The organism is uncultured Fibrella sp. (assembly GCF_964250085.1).
Classification (GTDB): domain Bacteria; phylum Bacteroidota; class Bacteroidia; order Cytophagales; family Spirosomataceae; genus Fibrella.
This window is the reverse complement of the sequence record NZ_CAXUEC010000006.1, coordinates 77,326-95,859: the sequence shown is the minus strand read 5'-3', so window position 1 is coordinate 95,859 and position 18,534 is coordinate 77,326. Positions and strand designations below refer to the sequence as shown.

Sequence of the window (18,534 nt, the reverse complement as noted above, 5' to 3'; positions counted from 1 at the left end):
GTCGGAATGACAAAAATAATGACAGTGTAGTTGCTGGTAGGTGCAAGCTGCTACTCACCCACGGCGCGTTGATCACCTTTGGGCATGGGTCGCAACAGAACGGGCGATTTTTTCAACTGTTCCTGCACCACGTCAATGGCTTTTTCGAGCTGTGGGTCGGCTCCGTTCTGGCTCAGCTTAGGGGTCATGTCTACCTCAATATCCGGGGCAACACCTTCGTTTTCGATTTCCCATTTGCCCTCCGGGTTATAGATACCAAAACTAGGCGACGTGACCGAACCCCCATCGATGAGCGGCGGATAGCCAGAAATGCCTACCAGACCACCCCAGGTACGTTTCCCAACTATGGTGCCCAGGTTTCGGCGACGGAAAAAGGCGGGTAACGCATCACCACCCGACCCGGCATACTCGTTGACGATCATCACTTTTGGCCCGTAGATCGACGCGGCGGGGCTGGTAAAGGGCTTTCCGTCGCGGGGTGCCCAGTAACTCAGCAGCGGCCGGTCGAGCATATCAACGATGTAATCGGCTACGAGGCCACCGCCGTTGAAACGTTCATCGACAATGACTGCCTGCTTATCGACCTGACTGAAGTAATACCGGTTGAAATTGTCGTAGCCCTGCTGGCCCGTGTTGGGCAGGTACACGTAGGCCACTTTGCCTCCGGTGGCGGCGTGTACTTTGCGGCGGTTGCCTTCCACCCAGTCCATCAGGCGCAGGTTCGTTTCGGCGGCAATGGGCACTACTGTCACTTTCCGCGATCCCGTCATGGAGGCGTTTGGCCCCACCGTGAGCGTAATCTGCCGGTCGACTGTGTTTTCCAGTTGCTGATACACATTGTCGCTGGCGGTCAGTGGTTTGCCGTTGATGGCCAGCAGGTACTCACCCGCTTTTACGTTCACGCCCGGTTCGGTAAGTGGCGCGCGGAGGGTCGGGTTCCAGTTTTCGCCGTTGAACACTTTTCGGAAGCGATAGAGACCGCCAGCCAGTTCGTAATCGGCTCCGAGCATGCCAACGGGAACAGGTTTACTATCAGGAATATCGCCCCCGCTGACGTAGTTATGGCCCACCACCATTTCGCCCATCATTTCGCCGATGAGGTAGTTCAGATCGGCCCGATGGGCTACATGGGGCAGAAACGGCGCGTACTTCGTCTTGATGGCGTTCCAGTCGATGCCGTGGTAGTTGGGTACGTAGAAATAATCCCGTTCGATGCGCCAGAACTCGGCCAGCATCTGCGCCCATTCGTGACGCGGGTCGATCATGGCCTGCAAGGTGCTGACATCCACTTTGCCCTCGGCCACGGCTGGTTTGCCCGACGCGTCGGCGATGTTCAGCTTGTCGGAACCGGTCATGAACAGCAGTTTTTTTCCATCGGCCGACACCTCGTATTCGCTAACTTCGGCAAGCAATGCTTCTGTTTTGCGCTCCTTGAAATCGAACCGGTAGAGCGTTGGTTTGGCCGTAGCGGGTGTGTAACCGATGTAAAACAGTCGCCCGCCATCCGCCGATTTTAGCTTGTCGATGCTTCCTGCCGGAACAGGCAAGGCCACAATCCGCTGGCCGATGTTCTCCAGGTCAATCACTGTTCTGGGTACGTTGGGTATCACCAGTGTGGTGGCGGCCGATTTTGTTATAACCGGTGCTGCTTTCTTCGTCGACGTGGCGCGGGTGCTGTCTGTGGCGGGCAGGGCGGGTACGGCTGCTTCCTTCTCATCGTCGGATTCAGGGGCAAACGGGCTGGCATCTTTGGCGTTGAGCACCACCGCATACAGGTTCTGGGTCACGAGGCCGCGACGGTCCAGACCGGCCATGTCGAGCCAGGCAAAGGAGGGGCCAACGTTGGTACTGGCGGTGAAGATCAGGTATTTACCGTCGCGGCTAAAGGCGAGTGCGTCGGTATGGCTGGCTCCGTCGGTGACGGGCGTGGTCTTGCCCGATGCCAGTTCGTACAGGTGAATCTGGTTCAGGTAGTTGTCCATCTTGCGCGAAAAAGCCACCCATTTCGAATCGGGCGACCAGTCGGCAACAATAGTCGAATTAGGGCCAAACGTATCGGTCGTGATCTTCACAGGCTTGCGTCCGGTGGTCAGATCCATGTACCAGAGGTTCAATTTCTTGTCATGGTACAGTAGTTTCTTACCATCGGGCGACCATTTGTCGAGTAAATAAAAAGACGGGTCACCCAGCGACACCATTTCGGCGGGTTTCTCGCCTTTGGCATCGCGCAGCGCCAGCATGTACTCGCCCGAGGCGTCGGACACGTAGGCAATACGCGCCCCGTCGGGCGACCAGATGGGGTTGCGCTCGTGTACGCCGTCGGTGAGGGTCAGGTTGCGCCAGTCGCCTTTTTTGGCGGGCAGCGTGTAGATATCACCGCGTGCTTCAACCACGGCCCGTGCGCCCGTTGGCGACAAATGAAAGGCCCGGACCATGCTGCCCACGGGTTTCCAGGTAGGCCGCAACGCCAGCACGTCGATGTTGCCGCCCAGCGAAATTGGTACTGGCTTGCCTTTACCCACTGCCGAAGACGCCGCCGGATCGAGCAGATGCAGGCGACCGGCCTGTTCGTAGACAAGTGTTTGCCCGTCGGTTGCCAGTGATTTTACATCGAAATCGGCATGATTCGTTACCTGACGTACCTGCTTACTGGTTCGGTCGTAGGCGAATACGTTCATGGTCCGTTGCCGATCCGAGAGAAAGTAGATGGTATTACCCACGTAAACCGGTTGCACGTCCGATGCATTGACATGCGGAATATCATCGGCATCCAGCGTTTGTAGGTTCAGCAGCCGGATGGGCGTTGTCATGCCGCCCCGGTAGTGTTTCCAGGTATTGAAAGCATCAGACGTGACACTGTAAGCCAGTTCTTTACCATCGGGCGATAATTTAGCCCAGGTGCCCACCGTCGGAATCGGCAATGGCTGCGGTAGCTCTCCCTTTACAGACACGGTAAACGCCCGCGTCGACCGCGACGGTGCTGATAGGCTGTTTGATAAAAAGAGCACCCGTTGCCCATCGGCCGACCAGCCCTTGACTGTTTCCGGGCTTGGGTGAAACGTTAACCGCTTCGGCATGCCCCCGTTGAGCCCTACCAGATACACGTCGGTGTTGCCATCATAGGTAGCCGTGAAAGCGATGGTCTGTCCATCGGGCGAAAACTGGGGACCGCTTTCGGCCCCCGGCCCCACCGTGAGGCGGCGCGGCGATGAACCGTCGCGGTTGGCTACCCAGAGGTCGCCACCGTAGCTGAACGCCACATGTGTTTTAGAGAGTGATGGCTGCCGCAGCAACAAGGTTTCGCCAGGTACGTCTGTCTGGGTCTGTGCTAACAACGTACCTGATTGGGCAAGAAGGCCGATGAAAAAGTAAGCAATCGATTTCATTTGTTGACGAGAAGTGAGTGCGAAAAAAGGGACATAGATGGAGTAGAGAATACCGCTTGATAAACTAGTTATTTATCCTGATTAATTTGCTTGAAAACCGTTGACTGTCAGTCGCATAATTCCGTATATTTTGTTGTAATCGAACAATAAACAACTCAACACTATGCAAACTACTTTCCAGTTAGATGCCAGCGAGCTCAACGAGCAGTTCGTGCAGCGCCTGCGGGCTTTTTATGCCGGTCATAAGGTGCGGATCACCGTAGAAGAAGAGCCAATGCCAGGTTTGAACCAGGCTGTATTTGTCACGCCTACCAACACGGTACCGCTAGCCTATCAGCCGCCCCAAACGCCCATCGACGCCGAGATAAAATCGTTGACCAATAACCTGCTGTTTGGCCGGGCGGTGTGATGGATGGGGCGGGGGCGCCCAGCCTGTCGACGGGCACGACTCGCGGAGCCCCCGCCCCATGCTCTATGCTCCCTGCTACTTCCGATAATCCAGCGCGGGTTTACGGTCGCCCAATAACGCTTCGTATTTGAAGTCAGCGCCGCGTTTCTGGAGCCATTCGGCGCGTGCTTTTTCGATCAGCGTAGGGGTGGTAAACAGGTCGAGTGCGGTAAGGGCCAGCGTTTTGGCGGCAACGATCATGCCTTTCTGGCCGATGGTCATACCACTGGCCGCCGTTGATTGCCAGCTATGCGCTGATGAACCCGGTACCCAGGTAGCCGTTTGTAACCCAACCGTTGGTACCGTCCAGCTTACGTCGCCCACGTCGGTGGAGCCGCCGCTGGTGGCGCTTTCCGAAGCATCGCGGAAATCTTTGATCAGCGCCGCGTTGGTAATCGGTACCCGCTGGTCTTCGGGGAACGTCGTTCTGATTTTTTCGGCAAAGGCCGTTTCTTCGGCTGTGTAGGTAATGCCGCCCACCGTTTTCAGGTTATTGTGCATTACCTCGGCCAGCGTTACGTTGGGCAGCAGGTTAAACACACCGCCCAGTACTTCCCAGTCTACTTTGGTGCCGGTGCCTTTAGCAGCTCCTTCTGCGGCGTTCTCAATTCGTTTCCAGACACTTTGCAGAATATCGCGGTCTTTGTGGCGGGCGTAATAATACACTTCGGCAAAGGCCGGTACCACGTTGGGCGCTTCACCCCCTTTGGTAATCACGTAGTGAATGCGGGTATCCTGCGGCACATGTTCACGCATCATGTTCACCATGTAATCCATCGCTTCAACACCATCCAGGCCCGAGCGGCCACGCTCTGGTGAGGCGGCGGCATGGGCGGCAATGCCCCGGAACCGGAACTTGGCGTTTTTGTTAGCCAGCGACGTACCTGCGTCGGCGGCGTTCTGCGAGCCGGGATGCCAGTGCAACACCACGTCGACATCGTTGAAGAGCCCTTCGCGCACCATGTACACCTTGCCCGCGCCACCTTCTTCGGCCGGACAACCGTAGATTTTAACAGTCCCCGTATGGCCAGCTTTCAGCCAGTTTTTCACTTCGATCGCCGCCGCCATCGAGGCCGTACCGAACAGGTTATGGCCACAGCCATGCCCACCTTTTTGCCCAGCAATGGGTGTAAAGTCAGGTTTGGCTTCCGTTGCCAGACCGGGCAGCGCGTCGTATTCGCCCAAAATACCGATCACGGGTTTGCCCGTTCCGTAGGTAGCCACAAAGGCCGTGGGAATACCCGCTACGCCCGCTTTTACGTCGAATCCCTCTTTTTTAAGTTGTTCCTGAAGCAGCAACGAGCTTTTTTCTTCCTGATAGCCCAGTTCGGCAAAGTCCCAGATCTGTTTGGAGATCCCTGCAAATTCCGGGAACCGCTTGTCGAGGTCAGCGATGATGGTCTGTTTGTCTTTGTCAGTGGGGGTGGCCGTCCGATTCGGCGAGTTCACGTTTTTTTTTGATTGGCTGAATGCTAGTACGGGCAGAAGTAGTGCCGCAATAAGGAGTTGTTTAGTCATACGGGTTGTGATGAGTTGGGTACGTGTTGTCGGGATTACCCTCAACCCTTAAAAATAGAGAAAATGTAGCCGTATGGTACCGTTGGGCCATTTCATTGCTTGCATATGATGACAAAATCATCATTGGCTGGTTAACTCATGCGAAACCCTACCGCTATGAGCATCTACATCGGCACCTCGGGCTGGAGTTACGACCACTGGCAGGGCGTGCTATATCCGCCGGGTACGTCGGTGGCAAAGCGACTAGGGTATTACCTGGACGAGTTCGACACGGTGGAGCTGAACAGCAGTTACTACCGCTGGCCCAAACCCAGTGCCTTTGCGGGCTGGCGCGACAAGTTGCCGCCGGGCTTTCGACTGTGCGTAAAAGCCCCCCGCTGGATGACCCATTACGGCAACCTGACCAACGCCCCCCGCTGGATGGACCGGATCAAAGAAGGCTGGCACGAACTGGGCGACAAACGGGCCATTCTGCTGGTTCAGCTATCACCCCGGTTCACCTGCCACTACGCCCGCCTCGCCCAATTCCTCGACCTGCTCCCCGACTGGATGTCGACGGCCGTTGAGTTCAGGCACCCGAGCTGGCATCAGGACGCGATTTTTGACTTGCTTGAACAACGCGGCGTGGCGTATTGCATCATGAGCGGGGCCAACCTGCCGTGTATTCTGCGCGCCACGGCCCCGTTCGTCTACGTCCGGCTGCATGGCCCCGACTGGCACTCGCTCTACGGCGGCTCCTACTCCGACGACGACCTCCGCTGGTGGACCGACCGAATCCGTGAATGGGCCGCACAAGGCAAAGACGTCTATATGTATTTCAACAACGACATCGGCGGCCACGCCGTCCGGAATGCCCTGACCTTGCGGGAGATGGTCGGCTAAGCACCGAACGTACCTGAAAGCTGCTATTTTGGTGGATTTATATTACCTCCCTTTCTTGTATACTTGTCACCTTTGTTAAAAGCTGCTTTCTTTAATAGCTATCATAACGAATAAATAATAACCTGTATGGTTGAGAAGGAACTACGTTACTTTATTCACGCCTTCACGAATCTTAATACGGGCGGAGGGAGGCTAAAAGACCCAGCGCCACATAAACCCCTGATCTTACTATCGGTAATTCAAGGCTATGAAAGCGGTCTACTTACAGATAATACCATTTCAATAACACCTGAACTTACAAGTATTTTCAAAACGAATTGGAGCAGGCTGGTGTCTACAAACCATACCCTGAGTTTCGCCATGCCATTTTTCCGTCTTAAAAATGAATATGGAGATTGGTGGCAATTAATAGCCAATCCGGGTTGCGAGCGGTGGGTACAAACGGGCGACCTGTCTAATTTTAGCAGTTTGAGTAACGCTGTGACTTATGCAGAGATCGACCTGAAATTGGCTGATTTATTACTGGATCGTGTTTCGCGCAATGTGCTGTACCAAACGTTACTGGATCGTTATTTCCCAGGACAAGCAGGATATACTGAATTGCCGGGCAACCCGGCACTTGACGAACTCCGCCGGGAAATGCTTGACGAGTTGCCAGATGCGTATGGTAAAAAAGTGAAGGGGCTGAAGAAGCGGCTTAACGCAGAAACATACGAAATTGAATTATATGCACGCGAAGCTTTGTTTCGTCGTGAAGTTGTCCGCTTATATGATGATCGGTGTTGTATTAGCGGTATTCGTGTTTCTGCACCTTATTCGTTTACGATGGTTGACGCCTGTCACATTGTGCCATTCGCTGAAACATTCAACAATCACCCAACGAATGGTATCGCTCTTTGCCCAAACCTTCATCGGGCCTTTGATAAGGGTGCTATTTCAATTGATGATGATTATCAGGTTCTTATTTCAGGTACGTTCGTAGAGGATAAAACCAGTATATATAGTTTAAGTACTTTATCAGGCAAGCATCTCAAATTGCCCCAAAATAAGCTGTATCTTCCTAGTTTGGAGGCATTAGACTGGCACAGAAAGTACGTATATAAAGGGTGACGTATCTACGGGTTGCTTTGGTGGATTGCGTTTTACTACTGATGCTGCGCTGCTGTGTCTCGATGGGACAGCAAGTCACGTCAGGAGTCTCCACTCCGGGTACGTTGCACAAAGTAGGCATGGTTTTCGTTATCTTGCTGACAGCTAATTGAACAGCGCAATGAACACAGCACCCAATTTTGAGCAACTGATTGTGGAGAGTATCAAAGGATTGCCTCAACAGTATCTTAGCGAAGTGGCCGATTTTGTCTTGTTTCTCCGTCATCGGGTGGTCGAGCATCAACCCTACGATGTACATAGCATTCAGCAGGAATTAAGTACCCTGGATGCTCGCGAACAGCAACACCTTGAAGACGAGTTTGCTGACTTTTACCAGCGGTTTCCGAGCGCATAATTCAGTAAACTGCCGGTGCTACGTACCCCTGATGCAGTTGTGAAACGGGGAAGATCAAATCCCAATCCCGGCCCCAAACAACGTTGCCGCGTTCAATGCGGAAGCGTTTGAAGTTGGCTAGCTGCCGGTATTTGTTATGCTGTGGGTGCGGGTGGTTTTGTAAGAATGGACCAAAGTCAACAACCTGTGAGGTGCCGTCTGAAAAGTTTATCCGTAGCCGGTGTTCACCAGCATACTCTGCTTCTGTCACTGCTATTATTTTCATAAGCGTTTTGTGATTTTGCGAATTGCGGGCTTCTTCTTTAGAACGAAAAACTCAAGCCATTTTTGCGCAATTTCTTCGGCATATGCCTCAACGACTTTAAGCGCTTCTTTCTGGTCTTTTGCTGGCAGCATAGCTACACCGTCTGCTTTTCTTACCTGGATATCTGTTAGCTTACCATCGTCAAAGAACAGCTCGAAGATGGTTTCATACTCAGCATGACTTACATGGACATGAACAGGTAAGTGTTCGTTGCTGTAGAAATAGAAAATAAAGCCAAAGTATTCTATTAGTTTAGGCATAATGCTATTGCGGTGAGTGAGTTAACAACAGCATAAGTACGCAAAACTGTTCAACCCACCAACGCCCGTAGTTCCTCTACAACGCCCTTCACCGCCGCAACCGTAGCGGAAACGTCGGCTTCGGTGTTGAAGCGGCCGAGGCTGAGGCGCAGGCAGGAGAAGGCTTCCTGCTCATCGAGGCCCATGGCCAAAAACACGTGCGAGGGTTCGATGCTGGCGGCGGTGCAGGCCGAACCGTTGGAGACTGCAATGCCTTCCAGACCCATGATGAGTGCGTCGGAATCGCAATTTTCGAACAGAATATTGGTCGTGTTATACAGGCGATGTTCCCGGTTGCCGTTGACCGACGTACCTGGAATAGTCAGTAAAGCCGTTTCGATTTGGTCACGTAGAGACGCAAGATGTTGCGTCTCCCGCGCGTCAGCAATTGCTAACCGCGCTAATTCGGCGGCCTTGCCCATGCCCACGATGCCGGGTACGTTCAGGGTGCCACTGCGTAGACCGCGTTCGTGACCGCCGCCGTGTAGCAGGGCTTCCAGCTTCACCTTGCGAGGTTGCGACGTACCTACACTATGCTGACGCACATACAAGCCGCCAACGCCTTTAGGGCCGTAGAATTTATGAGCCGAGAACGTCAATAGATCGATGGCCGCACCGGGGTGACCGGGCATGTTAACGTCGATAGGCAGTTTGCCAACGGCCTGTGTAGCGTCGGTCATGAAGAGAGCACCGGCTTCGTGGGCTAGGCGGGCAATATCAGCAATGGGCTGAATGACACCCGTTTCGTTATTCACCCACATCACGGCCACCAACAGCGTATCAGGCCGAAGCGCCGCTTTCAGGTCGGCTAAATCCAGTAGCCCGTCCTGTTGAACGGGTAGGTATGTTACCTCATAGCCGCGTGTTTCCAGAAAATGGCATACATCGAGCACTGCCTTATGCTCGGTTTGTACGGTAATGATATGTCGTTTGCTGTCGCCGTGAATCTCAGCTACGCCTTTTATAGCCAGGTTAATCGCCTCGGTAGCACCAGAGGTAAAGACAAGTTCGTGCGGATCGCATTGCAACAAATCGGCCACCTGCTGACGCGCCTTTTTCACCGCCTCACTGGCACTTACGCCGAATGGGTGCGTACTGGCCGCGTTGGCAAAGTTATCGGTCAGAAACGGCATCATCGTTTCCAGAACGCGCGGGTCGAGGCGGGTAGTGGCGTTGTTGTCGAGGTAAATCATAGCCGAATTTAACTAGATTACCGGGTACGTTGTCTTTGTTAGGTAAAACAAATGTCTACGGCTATGAAAACGATTACGATTGATCTGAAGTCTTTTTGCCTGGGTCTGCTTGTGATGGGCGCGGGGTTGCTGATGGCCAATAAACCCGCTGGTCAGCCACAGCCCGAACCGGGCAAGCAACCGCTGGTACAGCCTCAACCTTCTGGCGATACCCGCCGGTTTCAGGCGTATGTTGCCAAGGATAGCCGCACCATCATCATTGATACCCAGACGGGGCGGTTTCTGCTCGAACGGCCATCCATAGGTCTGCCCACCTGGCAGTCATACGATTTTGAGCAACTCCACCAGCGTAAATAAGCTGCGGTACGTAAAACAGCTACGCCGTATCGTCAAGGTACGGCGTAGCTGTTTTACGTACCGCAGCTTATTTACGCTGGTGGAGCGGTGCCTGCTACTTATACATGTCGACAGGGCAACTTAATTGTGCTTTTTCAGTTTGTGTAAACAGATCGCGTCGGCCGGAATGGCTGCGTACCTGCATAAATCGCTTAGTCTGCTCTCATGAATTTGGTTACCGCCGATCAGCCAATCCCTATCTATACGTTAGAGGAAGAAGTCATATTAACCGGCAAGTTGTTCAGTATAGTCCGGTTCGACGGGATGCTGACGCACCAGTCGGAGATGCTCATTCCGCACCGAAAAGCTTACTTTCTCTTTGTTTTAGTCCGGCGTGGCGACAGTCGGCATTGGGTGGATATGACCCAGTATACGCTGAAAGAGAACACTTTTTATTTTTTCGGCCCTAACCAGCTAATTGTAAAGGAAGAACCCAAACCGATGTGGGGCACGGCCTTTGCGTTTACGAAGGAGTTTCTGGCCCTACAGGAAAACGCTTCGTTAAGTGCCCTGCCGCTAGTCCAGAATCCGCAGAACGGGCATGAATTGATACTTTCCGAGGCCGATGTAGCCGTTGTGGAAGATATGCTGGCTAAAATCTATGCCGAGCACAGCCGCCCCGGTGAGTGGCAGCAACGCATGCTGACCGCTTACCTGACGGTGTTGCTGACGTACCTGAGTCGGTTGTATACAGAGCAGTTTGAGAGCAATCCGTTTTTGACCGACAAGCTGTTGCTGAAACGCTACCAGGCCAGGATTGATGAGCACTTTCGCGATCTGCACCAGGTGAGTGAGTATGCGTCACTGCTTAATGTGTCGGCGGGATATCTGAGCGAGGTCGTGAAAGCACAGAGTGGCAAACCGGCCATTACGCATATCCATGAGCGGCTGATGCTGGAGGCCCGCCGCCTGTTGTTTCATACCCAACAGTCGTTGAAAGAAATTGCCTTTGACCTTGGCTTTTCAGACGCATCCTACTTCAATCGCTTCTTTAAGCGCGAAGCGGGCGTAACACCGGCCGATTATCGGGTTACCATCCGTGAAATGTACCAGTAATACCGAAAGATGTGTATCATCTGCTGACAGTGGGCGCGGTAGTTTTGCCCCACAAACAGATGAACTATGAAAACAGTACTTATTACTGGTGCCAATAAAAGCATCGGATACGAAGCCGCCAGGCAGTTATTGCAAAAAGGATATTACGTTTACCTGGGCAGCCGTGACCAGCAGAAAGGCCAGAAGGCGGCCGATCAACTGAAGGCGGAAGGGTTTGCCAACGTGGAGCCGATCGTAATCGATGTAACCAGTTCCGATTCTATAAAAGCCGCCCGTGAAACGCTCGGTCAGAAAACGGATATACTGGATGTGCTGATCAACAATGCGGGCATCAGTGGTGGCTTGCCACAACCGGCCATCGGCACAGACATCGCTATGTTCAGGCAGGTATTCGATACCAACTTTTTCGGGCTGATCGAGACAACGCAGGCCTTTATGGATCTGCTGAAGCAATCAGCGGAGCCAAGAATCGTGAACGTTACTTCTGGTTTGGGTTCACTAACGTTGCATAGCGATCCAGCCTGGAAGTATTACCAGGTTAAGACAGCCTGTTATGGCCCGTCGAAATCGGCTCTGAACGCCTACACCATTGTGCTGGCCTACGAACTGCGCGATACGCCGTTTAAGGTAAATGCCGTGGATCCGGGTTATACCGCTACCGATTTCAATCACCACAGCGGTCCCGGTACGGTGCCCGATGCCGCCGCCCGCCTGGTGAAAGCAGCCACGTTCGGCCCGGATGGCCCAACGGGACAGTTTTTTAGCGACGACAACGCGCCCGATACAGGAATAAGCCCCTGGTAACCAGACAGTTTCTTTGCAAGAGTTAGTAGTCAGGCCGTATCGCCACGATACGGCCTGACTGGTTTACTACAGCACCTGGCTGATGGCTTCGCCGAGGTGCATCAGGGCGGCTACTTCGTCGTCGGTAAAATCGTAGGGGACAGGCTTGGCAATGCCCAGGGTGCCATGTAGTTCGCCGTTCAGCAGCAGGGGCAGGGCAATTGATCCTTCTACTTTGGTGTCGCGGGCTGCCGGACGGGCCACACCCGATTCGTCGGTTTGCAGGTTGCAGAGCTGAACGGCCTCGCGGCGCTCGGCAGCAATGCCCGCCATGCCTTTACCGATGGGGATCAGGCTTATTTTGGGGAGCAGAAACTCGGGCATACCGGCGTAGGCCACCAGCGTCAGCAGGCCCGTAGTGGGGTCGAGGCGGTGGAGGGTGCCGGTGGTGCAGTCGAAGGTGGCGAGGGTTTGGGTCAGCAGTGCGTTCCAGTCGGGTTTTGCCGATGGATTTGTTGGCGTAATCAGGTCGAGCAGGGGTTGAATGTCGGTCGTTGTCATGAGGGGAAGCGTTTATAAAAACGCCCGCAGGCGTTCAGGTACGTTCGTTCTGGCAAAGGTAAAGCGGTATTTTCTGGGTTTTATTTTAAAACATATCCGGGTACGTTGTGTATTAACAGAAAAACAATCAACGTATCCTCATGAAACCACTCACGTTTTCTATCGACCTTAAATCGGTCGCTCTCGGTGTTGCACTGACGGGCGGCTTACTAACCCTGGCGAACTTTAAACCGTCTGATAAACCTGCCCAGGAACCGGGCGATTTGAACCGCCGCTATCAGGCTATAACCGGTGATAAGGGAACGGTCATTCTCGACACCCAAACCGGAAAATTCATCACGTACCCCTATTCGCTTATCAGGGTCAAATGGGATAGGGGCGACTTTAACGCGATCCAGTCAGCCGACGAGAAGAAGTAGTGCATTGGCTTACCGGTTGCCACTAATCTAAACATCGCAGCGAACTGAACGGTTACGATTGGGCCTATTCATCCAAGTACGCTGTGGTATCTAACGCAACAATTGCTCCGCCAGCCAAGCCTAACAAATGGCTGGTGCTGGCTACACTGGCCTTCGGCACGTTCATGGCGACGCTCGACAGCAGCATCGTCAACATTGCCCTGCCCACAATTCGCCGCGAGCTAAACGCCGGCGATAGCGTGGAATGGGTGGTGCTTAGCTACCTGCTCACCACCACCAGCACACTGCTCATTATGGGTAAACTGTCTGACTGGCTGGGGCGACGATCTATGTACATTACTGGTTTTGCCATTTTTGTGCTGGGGTCACTGCTGTGCGGACTATCCTGGAATATTGTTTCGCTGGTGGGTTTCCGGGTCGTGCAGGGCCTGGGGGCAGCCATGATTTTTGCCATTGCCCCCGCCATTATCTCCGATACGTTCAGCCCGCAGGAGCGCGGGCAGGCTCTGGGGTTGATGGGCGCGATTGTGGCCGCCGGCTCCAGTACGGGGCCGGTAGTGGGTGGCTTGCTGCTGGGCAAGTTTGGCTGGTCAAGTATTTTTTTCGTGAACGTACCCATCGGCCTCATCGCCATCTGGCGGGCTTCGGTGGTGCTGCCCAGAAGTCCAAAACTACCCCGCCAACCCTTTGATCTGCTAGGTGCGGGGCTGTTTCTGGTGGGTGTCACCACCTTGTTGACCGGCCTCGATTTCGGCCCCGAACCCGACTATGGGTGGCAACACCCGCTGGTGCTGGGCTTGCTGGGCACTGGCTTTGTATTGCTGGGCCTGTTTTTCTACTGGGAAAGTCGTACGCCATCGCCTATGCTACAACTCGGTCTGTTCAAGATTCGCCCCTATACTACGGCTATTGTGGCGGCCTGGCTCGGCTTTGTGGCGTCGGGCGGTAACCTGTTCATTATTCCGTTCTTTCTGCAACAATTGCTCGGTTTTTCGCCACAAACGGCCGGCCTGGTACTGCTATCCGGCCCGTTGACGTTAAGCATTGTGGCACCCATTGGCGGTTACCTGTCGAGCCGGGTCAGTACGCGCTGGTTGGCCAGTACAGGGCTGTTGCTGGCGGCAGCGGGTTACTTCTCTTTCTCGTTTCTGGATACCGACTGGAACTGGCACAACGTAGTATGGCGCAGTTCGCTGGTCAGTTTGGGGTTCGCCCTGTTTCAATCGCCCAACAGTAGCAGCGCACTCAATGCCTCGCCGGTGTCGTTGCGCGGCGTGGCCAGCAGCGTCATCGCGTTCATGCGCAACATGGGCCTGGTTGTCGGTATTGCGCTGTCGGCGGCGGTCTGGTACAGCGTTCGGAACTACTACGCCCAAACCAACAACGTTGCTCCGTCGAGCCCGATGGCGCAACTGATGGGCATGCGGTTTGTATATTGGGTCATGACCGGCCTGGTGCTGACGGCGGCGGCTATTTCGTTCTCGCGTGGAAAAGCCGTCTGCAAACCCGAGCCCGCCGACGTACCTGGCGAGGGCGTATCAACGCTGGCGGGGTAAACCGGCAAAGAAATTTGGGGCGTCCGAAATGTCGGACCACTGTAAATCCTGTCGAAACTTTTTGAATCTTGTCGGTCCTATTCCGATCGACATGAAACGACTCGCTACGATTGACACGGTACGTGGACTGGTGATGGTCATTATGGCCCTTGACCACGTTCGCGATCTGTTACACACGCCCGCCCTGACGCAGGACCCGACGAACCTGGCCACAACGACACCGATGCTTTTTCTGACGCGGCTGATCACCCACCTTTGCGCACCGACGTTCGTGTTTCTGGCTGGCACGTCGGTCTATCTGTCAACTCGTAGAGAGGGCGAACCGCAGGGCGAGGCGCTGGCTGCACGGAGTCGGTTTCTGCTGAAACGAGGGCTGGTGCTGATCTTGCTGGAAGTGACCCTGATCAACTTCGCCTTCTGGACCGACATTCAGTTTCGGTCGATGATGCTCCAGGTAATTTTTGTGATTGGCGTTGGGCTCGTACTGCTGTCGTGGCTGATCCGGTTCCAGGTACGTGCCCTGTTGATTGCCGGGCTGGCGATCATCTTCCTGCACGACCTGTTGCTACTGGTACCCACGTTTACCAATCCGGCGGCACGACTGGGTTGGTCGATCCTGTTCCGGACGGATTTCTTCCCGATGAGCCCTAGTTTTTCGCTGCTTGTTGCCTATTCCATTGTGCCGTGGTTTGGCATTATGCTGGTCGGCTACGGTTGCGGGCCACTTTTTGCCAAACCGCTGGCCGACCGCAGGGCGCAACTGGTCAAGCTTGGGCTCGGTTCATTGCTGCTATTTATGGCCCTGCGATTCCTGAATGTGTACGGCGATGCGGCCCCCTGGTCGGTGCAGAAGAGTCCGGCATTTACGGTCCTGTCCTTCCTGAATGTCAGCAAATACCCGCCGTCGTTGCTCTACGCGGCCCTCACCCTGGGAGTGATGTTTCTCCTGCTCGCGGTTGCCGATGGCGTCGATAACTGGCTGACCAGGCGGCTACGGGTTTACGGGAACGTGCCGATGTTTTATTATATCTGCCATTGGTACCTGGCGAAAGCTGCCATGATCGTCATGCTCCTGGTGCAGGGCTTTTCACTAGGCGAGATGCCCCTCGGAACAATGAGTTTTGGTCGCCCGGCCAGCGCAGGAGTGTCTTTGCCCGTCGTGTATGCCGTTTGGCTGGTGGTAGTTATCGTCCTCTATCCGCTCTGCACCTGGTATGGCCGCTACAAAGCCGACCACCCGGAAGTCGCCTGGACCAGGTACGTATAAAGCAAAATAGGCAAGTTAGTTTTGCTGATTTTCCAGCCGTTTGCGTAGTAAATCGGGGTAATTGAGCAGGTTGATTTTGCTGGTTAGTTGTTCGGGCAACAGGCCCACTAATGAGCACAGCAGGTTAATTGTATTTCTTGTTTCTGCTCTGTGGTGGGCAGACTGGGCTGTAAGCTCGGTGTAGTTTACCAACAAGCTTGTATGGGATTCAACCAGCCCGTCGTACTTGAACAGGAGGTCGGCTACTTGTGCCTCCAATTGATTAATTCGATCTTCTATCGACATAAAAATTAAGTCTGTTTGTCTGACAAGCATATGCACTAGGCAGGCAAGATACTGTTTTTTTGTCGTGCAAGCGCTGTCACGATCCCCCGAAATGAACGGGTGTGAGATGTGCCAGTTCATCATCGTCAAATAATCGAGAGCGGATCAGAAAGCGGATACCCATCGGAATTTCGAGCGAAAAGCTTGCGCCACGACCGGGTGTAACGTCGATAGTGAGGTGGGTATGTTGCCAGTAGTCAAATTGACTTTCAGCCATCCAGAAGTCGCAGCCTTCAATGTCGCCGAGCCACACGTCTGACTGCCCGACGATGAAATCGCCTTTCTCGAAACACATGGGCGATGAGCCATCGCAGCAGCCACCGCTCTGATGAAACATCAGGTCACCGTGTTTCGCCTTTAGTTTGGCAATAACATCGGCCGCTGCCGGGGTGATGTCAATGCGGGATATGGTTTGGGTGGTCATAACGAATGAGTGAACGAATAAATGAATGGAAAAGCGAGAGAGAAAACAGCGAACGGTTTTGCCGGTCTGTGTAGCCGGGTTGTCACTAATTCACTCTTTTGCTCTTTCACTCTTTGTTAACGTACCTGGCAAATTTGCATCTCTGCCTGTACATTAGTGAAATTGGGAATGTCGCCAATCAATTCGTCTCCGTGCGTAGCCAGTCCGTTCTGTAACTCTTCCATTGTGCTGAAAGTCAGGTTGGTAATCATGGTGTAGGCGGCAGGTGAATCGGGTGAGCCACCGGCCAGCCCTTCGCGCAAATCGACATTGATAAGCCCCAGCGGTGTGAGCCTTTCTTTGACCAGCGGCGTGTGCCTGTCGAGATAATACGTCATGTCGAAGTGACTATCGGCGGTGTTGGGGTAAAGAACAGCAAGAGAGACCATATATTGGTATAAAAGAGTAAAAAGCTGAATACCAGGCAGTATAAAGCACTAACGTAACACAGGCTTCAGCCCGTCTATTAACACGACAGCCACTGATAGTACTAATTCAGGCTACCGCGTCCGTAAACAGGCTGAAGCTTATGTTACGTCAGTACATTATGCTTTAAAAGAAGCCTAATTTCTGTTTGCTGTATGAGATAAGCAGGTTTTTTACCTGGCGATAGTGGTTCAACATCATCAGGTGATTTTCGCGACCAAAACCTGATTTCTTGTAGCCACCGAACGGTGCGTGGGCCGGGTAATCGTGGTAGCAGTTCACCCACACACGACCCGCCTGAATCTGCCGGGGTATGGTATACAGCTCGTGCGCATCCCGCGACCAGAAACCCGCACCAAGCCCGTAGAGCGTGTCATTGGCGATGGCAACGGCTTCGTCGGCGTCTTTGAACGTTGTTACCGACAATACTGGACCGAAGATTTCTTCCTGAAAAATCCGCATTTTGTTATGGCCTTTGAAGATCGTCGGCTGAATGTAGTAGCCTCCCTCAACACTGTCGGCGGGGCCACCACCAGTCAATATTTCGGCACCCTCCTGCTTGCCAATGTCGATGTATGACAGGATTTTCTCGTACTGATCGTTGCTTGCCTGCGCACCCATCATTGTGTCGGCATCCAGTGGATGACCAAGTTTGATGGCTTTGGTGCGGGCAATAACGCGCTCGATAAACTTGTCGTAGATGTCTTCGTGTACCAGCAACCGCGACGGGCAGGTGCAGATCTCGCCCTGATTCAGGGCAAACATCACGGCTCCTTCCACGCACTTGTCGAAGAAATCATCGTCGGCATCGCCCACCGATTTCATGAAAATATTGGGTGACTTACCGCCCAGTTCCATCGTGACCGGAATCAGGTTTTCTGAGGCGTACTGCATAATCAGACGGCCCGTGGTGGTTTCGCCGGTAAACGCCACTTTATTGATTCGTTTGTGTTGCGCCAGTGGTTTACCCGCTTCAGGACCAAAGCCCTGAATGATGTTTACCACGCCCGCAGGAACAATACCTTCCAGCAATTCAAACAGAATGGCCAGCGATGTTGGCGTTTGCTCGGCGGGTTTGATCACCACGCAGCACCCGGCGGCCAGGGCTGGAGCCAGTTTCCAGGTGGCCATCAGCAGCGGAAAGTTCCAGGGAATGATCTGGCCCACAACGCCAACCGGCTCTTTAATAATCAGCGACAACGTGTCGGCATTGAGTTCGGTGGCCGACCCTTCTTCGGCCCGGATCACACCCGCGAAATACCGGAAGTGATCGACGCAGAGGGGTAAGTCAGCAGCCATTGTTTCGCGCAGGGCTTTACCGTTTTCAACGGTTTCAACGCGAGCCAGGAATTCCAGGTTTTTCTCGATCACATCGGCAATCTGAAGCAGCACTTTGCTGCGCTCCGTTGCTGACGTTTTTCCCCAGGTTTGAAACGCTTTATGGGCCGCGTCAACGGCCAGATCAACGTCTGCCGCTTTTGACCGGGGCATTTTCGCAATCAGGCTACCGTCGACGGGCGAGGTATTGTCGAAATATTCGCCATCGACAGGTGGTACCCATTTGCCACCGATATAGTTGTCGTAATGCGACCGGAATTTGGGCCGGTTAACGTGAGTTTCTACTACTTCAAGGGTTTCCATAGAGACGATCTAATTGATTTGTAATTGAATCGTCACAAAGTTTGCTTGAATTGTTCAAGGCCAGTTGAGCGATCGTATCGACTGCATGCACGATCCTATCAATCTTGA

General features: G+C 53.7%; 20 protein-coding genes. 10 read left to right on the top strand and 10 right to left on the bottom strand.

The window, feature by feature from the left end:
- Positions 1–50: 50 nt before the first annotated feature.
- Positions 51–3,386, bottom strand: coding sequence for a PDZ domain-containing protein (locus ACFE8Q_RS18880; RefSeq protein WP_375446989.1), 3,336 nt, complete (start codon positions 3,384–3,386; stop codon positions 51–53).
- A 163-nt stretch (positions 3,387–3,549) separates the two neighbouring features.
- On the opposite strand from ACFE8Q_RS18880, the gene ACFE8Q_RS18875 reads away from it, so the two are divergent.
- The gene (locus ACFE8Q_RS18875; RefSeq protein WP_375446988.1) at positions 3,550–3,795 is read left to right on the top strand and encodes a hypothetical protein; all 246 of its coding nucleotides are present in this window, start codon (positions 3,550–3,552) and stop codon (positions 3,793–3,795) included.
- A 75-nt stretch (positions 3,796–3,870) separates the two neighbouring features.
- Here ACFE8Q_RS18875 and ACFE8Q_RS18870 read toward each other — a convergent pair whose 3' ends face one another.
- Positions 3,871–5,352, bottom strand: coding sequence for an amidohydrolase (locus ACFE8Q_RS18870; RefSeq protein WP_375446987.1), 1,482 nt, complete (start codon positions 5,350–5,352; stop codon positions 3,871–3,873).
- Between the two features lie 156 nt (positions 5,353–5,508).
- Between ACFE8Q_RS18870 and ACFE8Q_RS18865 the strand changes: the two genes are divergently transcribed.
- The 3 genes from ACFE8Q_RS18865 to ACFE8Q_RS18855 all read left to right on the top strand — a co-directional run bounded on the left by ACFE8Q_RS18865 (position 5,509) and on the right by ACFE8Q_RS18855 (position 7,738).
- A complete protein-coding gene (locus ACFE8Q_RS18865; protein WP_375446986.1) occupies positions 5,509–6,234 on the top strand; it encodes a DUF72 domain-containing protein in 726 nt (241 codons plus the stop codon).
- A gap of 126 nt (positions 6,235–6,360) precedes the next feature.
- Positions 6,361–7,344 carry an HNH endonuclease gene (locus tag ACFE8Q_RS18860; RefSeq protein ID WP_375446985.1) on the top strand — a complete coding sequence of 328 codons (984 nt, stop codon included), beginning with the start codon at positions 6,361–6,363 and terminating at the stop codon, positions 7,342–7,344.
- 160 nt (positions 7,345–7,504) lie between these two features.
- Positions 7,505–7,738 (top strand): hypothetical protein, encoded by a 234-nt coding sequence (locus tag ACFE8Q_RS18855; RefSeq protein WP_375446984.1) that lies wholly within the window; start codon positions 7,505–7,507, stop codon positions 7,736–7,738.
- Between the two features lies 1 nt (position 7,739).
- On the opposite strand, the gene ACFE8Q_RS18850 is transcribed toward ACFE8Q_RS18855, so the two are convergent.
- From ACFE8Q_RS18850 to ACFE8Q_RS18840, 3 genes are read right to left on the bottom strand one after another with little or no spacing between them, the layout of a single operon-like run.
- Positions 7,740–8,003, bottom strand: a complete 264-nt coding sequence (locus ACFE8Q_RS18850) for a DUF2442 domain-containing protein (protein WP_375446983.1) — start codon at positions 8,001–8,003, stop codon at positions 7,740–7,742.
- Positions 8,000–8,302: a DUF4160 domain-containing protein gene (locus tag ACFE8Q_RS18845; protein WP_375446982.1), complete on the bottom strand. Its 303-nt coding sequence runs from the start codon at positions 8,300–8,302 to the stop codon at positions 8,000–8,002. The genes ACFE8Q_RS18850 and ACFE8Q_RS18845 overlap by 4 nt, the downstream gene beginning before the upstream one ends.
- 50 nt (positions 8,303–8,352) lie before the next feature.
- On the bottom strand, positions 8,353–9,534 hold the full coding sequence (locus ACFE8Q_RS18840; protein ID WP_375446981.1) for a cysteine desulfurase family protein: 1,182 nt from the start codon (positions 9,532–9,534) through the stop codon (positions 8,353–8,355).
- A 63-nt stretch (positions 9,535–9,597) separates the two neighbouring features.
- Here ACFE8Q_RS18840 and ACFE8Q_RS18835 point away from each other — a divergent pair, with 63 nt between their 5' ends.
- From ACFE8Q_RS18835 to ACFE8Q_RS18825, 3 genes are all read left to right on the top strand, one after another.
- Positions 9,598–9,891, top strand: a complete 294-nt coding sequence (locus tag ACFE8Q_RS18835) for a hypothetical protein (RefSeq protein ID WP_375446980.1) — start codon at positions 9,598–9,600, stop codon at positions 9,889–9,891.
- A 204-nt stretch (positions 9,892–10,095) separates the two neighbouring features.
- Complete coding sequence (locus tag ACFE8Q_RS18830; RefSeq protein ID WP_375446979.1) at positions 10,096–10,986, top strand: helix-turn-helix domain-containing protein; 891 nt, start codon at positions 10,096–10,098, stop codon at positions 10,984–10,986.
- A 66-nt stretch (positions 10,987–11,052) separates the two neighbouring features.
- The gene (locus ACFE8Q_RS18825; RefSeq protein WP_375446978.1) at positions 11,053–11,790 is read left to right on the top strand and encodes an SDR family oxidoreductase; all 738 of its coding nucleotides are present in this window, start codon (positions 11,053–11,055) and stop codon (positions 11,788–11,790) included.
- A gap of 66 nt (positions 11,791–11,856) precedes the next feature.
- On the opposite strand, the gene ACFE8Q_RS18820 is transcribed toward ACFE8Q_RS18825, so the two are convergent.
- Positions 11,857–12,330 (bottom strand): GAF domain-containing protein, encoded by a 474-nt coding sequence (locus ACFE8Q_RS18820; RefSeq protein ID WP_375446977.1) that lies wholly within the window; start codon positions 12,328–12,330, stop codon positions 11,857–11,859.
- A 140-nt stretch (positions 12,331–12,470) separates the two neighbouring features.
- Between ACFE8Q_RS18820 and ACFE8Q_RS18815 the strand changes: the two genes are divergently transcribed.
- The 3 genes from ACFE8Q_RS18815 to ACFE8Q_RS18805 all read left to right on the top strand — a co-directional run bounded on the left by ACFE8Q_RS18815 (position 12,471) and on the right by ACFE8Q_RS18805 (position 15,572).
- Complete coding sequence (locus ACFE8Q_RS18815) at positions 12,471–12,749, top strand: hypothetical protein (protein WP_375446976.1); 279 nt, start codon at positions 12,471–12,473, stop codon at positions 12,747–12,749.
- Positions 12,750–12,793: 44 nt separating this feature from the next.
- The gene (locus ACFE8Q_RS18810; RefSeq protein ID WP_375447227.1) at positions 12,794–14,305 is read left to right on the top strand and encodes an MFS transporter; all 1,512 of its coding nucleotides are present in this window, start codon (positions 12,794–12,796) and stop codon (positions 14,303–14,305) included.
- A gap of 91 nt (positions 14,306–14,396) precedes the next feature.
- On the top strand, positions 14,397–15,572 hold the full coding sequence (locus tag ACFE8Q_RS18805; RefSeq protein ID WP_375446975.1) for a DUF1624 domain-containing protein: 1,176 nt from the start codon (positions 14,397–14,399) through the stop codon (positions 15,570–15,572).
- Between the two features lie 15 nt (positions 15,573–15,587).
- On the opposite strand, the gene ACFE8Q_RS18800 is transcribed toward ACFE8Q_RS18805, so the two are convergent.
- The 4 genes from ACFE8Q_RS18800 to ACFE8Q_RS18785 all read right to left on the bottom strand — a co-directional run bounded on the left by ACFE8Q_RS18800 (position 15,588) and on the right by ACFE8Q_RS18785 (position 18,426).
- Positions 15,588–15,857: a hypothetical protein gene (locus ACFE8Q_RS18800; protein ID WP_375446974.1), complete on the bottom strand. Its 270-nt coding sequence runs from the start codon at positions 15,855–15,857 to the stop codon at positions 15,588–15,590.
- 76 nt (positions 15,858–15,933) lie between these two features.
- Positions 15,934–16,320, bottom strand: a complete 387-nt coding sequence (locus ACFE8Q_RS18795; protein ID WP_375446973.1) for a DUF779 domain-containing protein — start codon at positions 16,318–16,320, stop codon at positions 15,934–15,936.
- 116 nt (positions 16,321–16,436) lie between these two features.
- Positions 16,437–16,748, bottom strand: coding sequence for an EthD family reductase (locus ACFE8Q_RS18790; RefSeq protein WP_375446972.1), 312 nt, complete (start codon positions 16,746–16,748; stop codon positions 16,437–16,439).
- 163 nt (positions 16,749–16,911) lie between these two features.
- Entirely contained in the window at positions 16,912–18,426 is a 1,515-nt protein-coding gene (locus tag ACFE8Q_RS18785; RefSeq protein WP_375446971.1) for an aldehyde dehydrogenase family protein, read from the bottom strand.
- Positions 18,427–18,534: the final 108 nt, after the last annotated feature.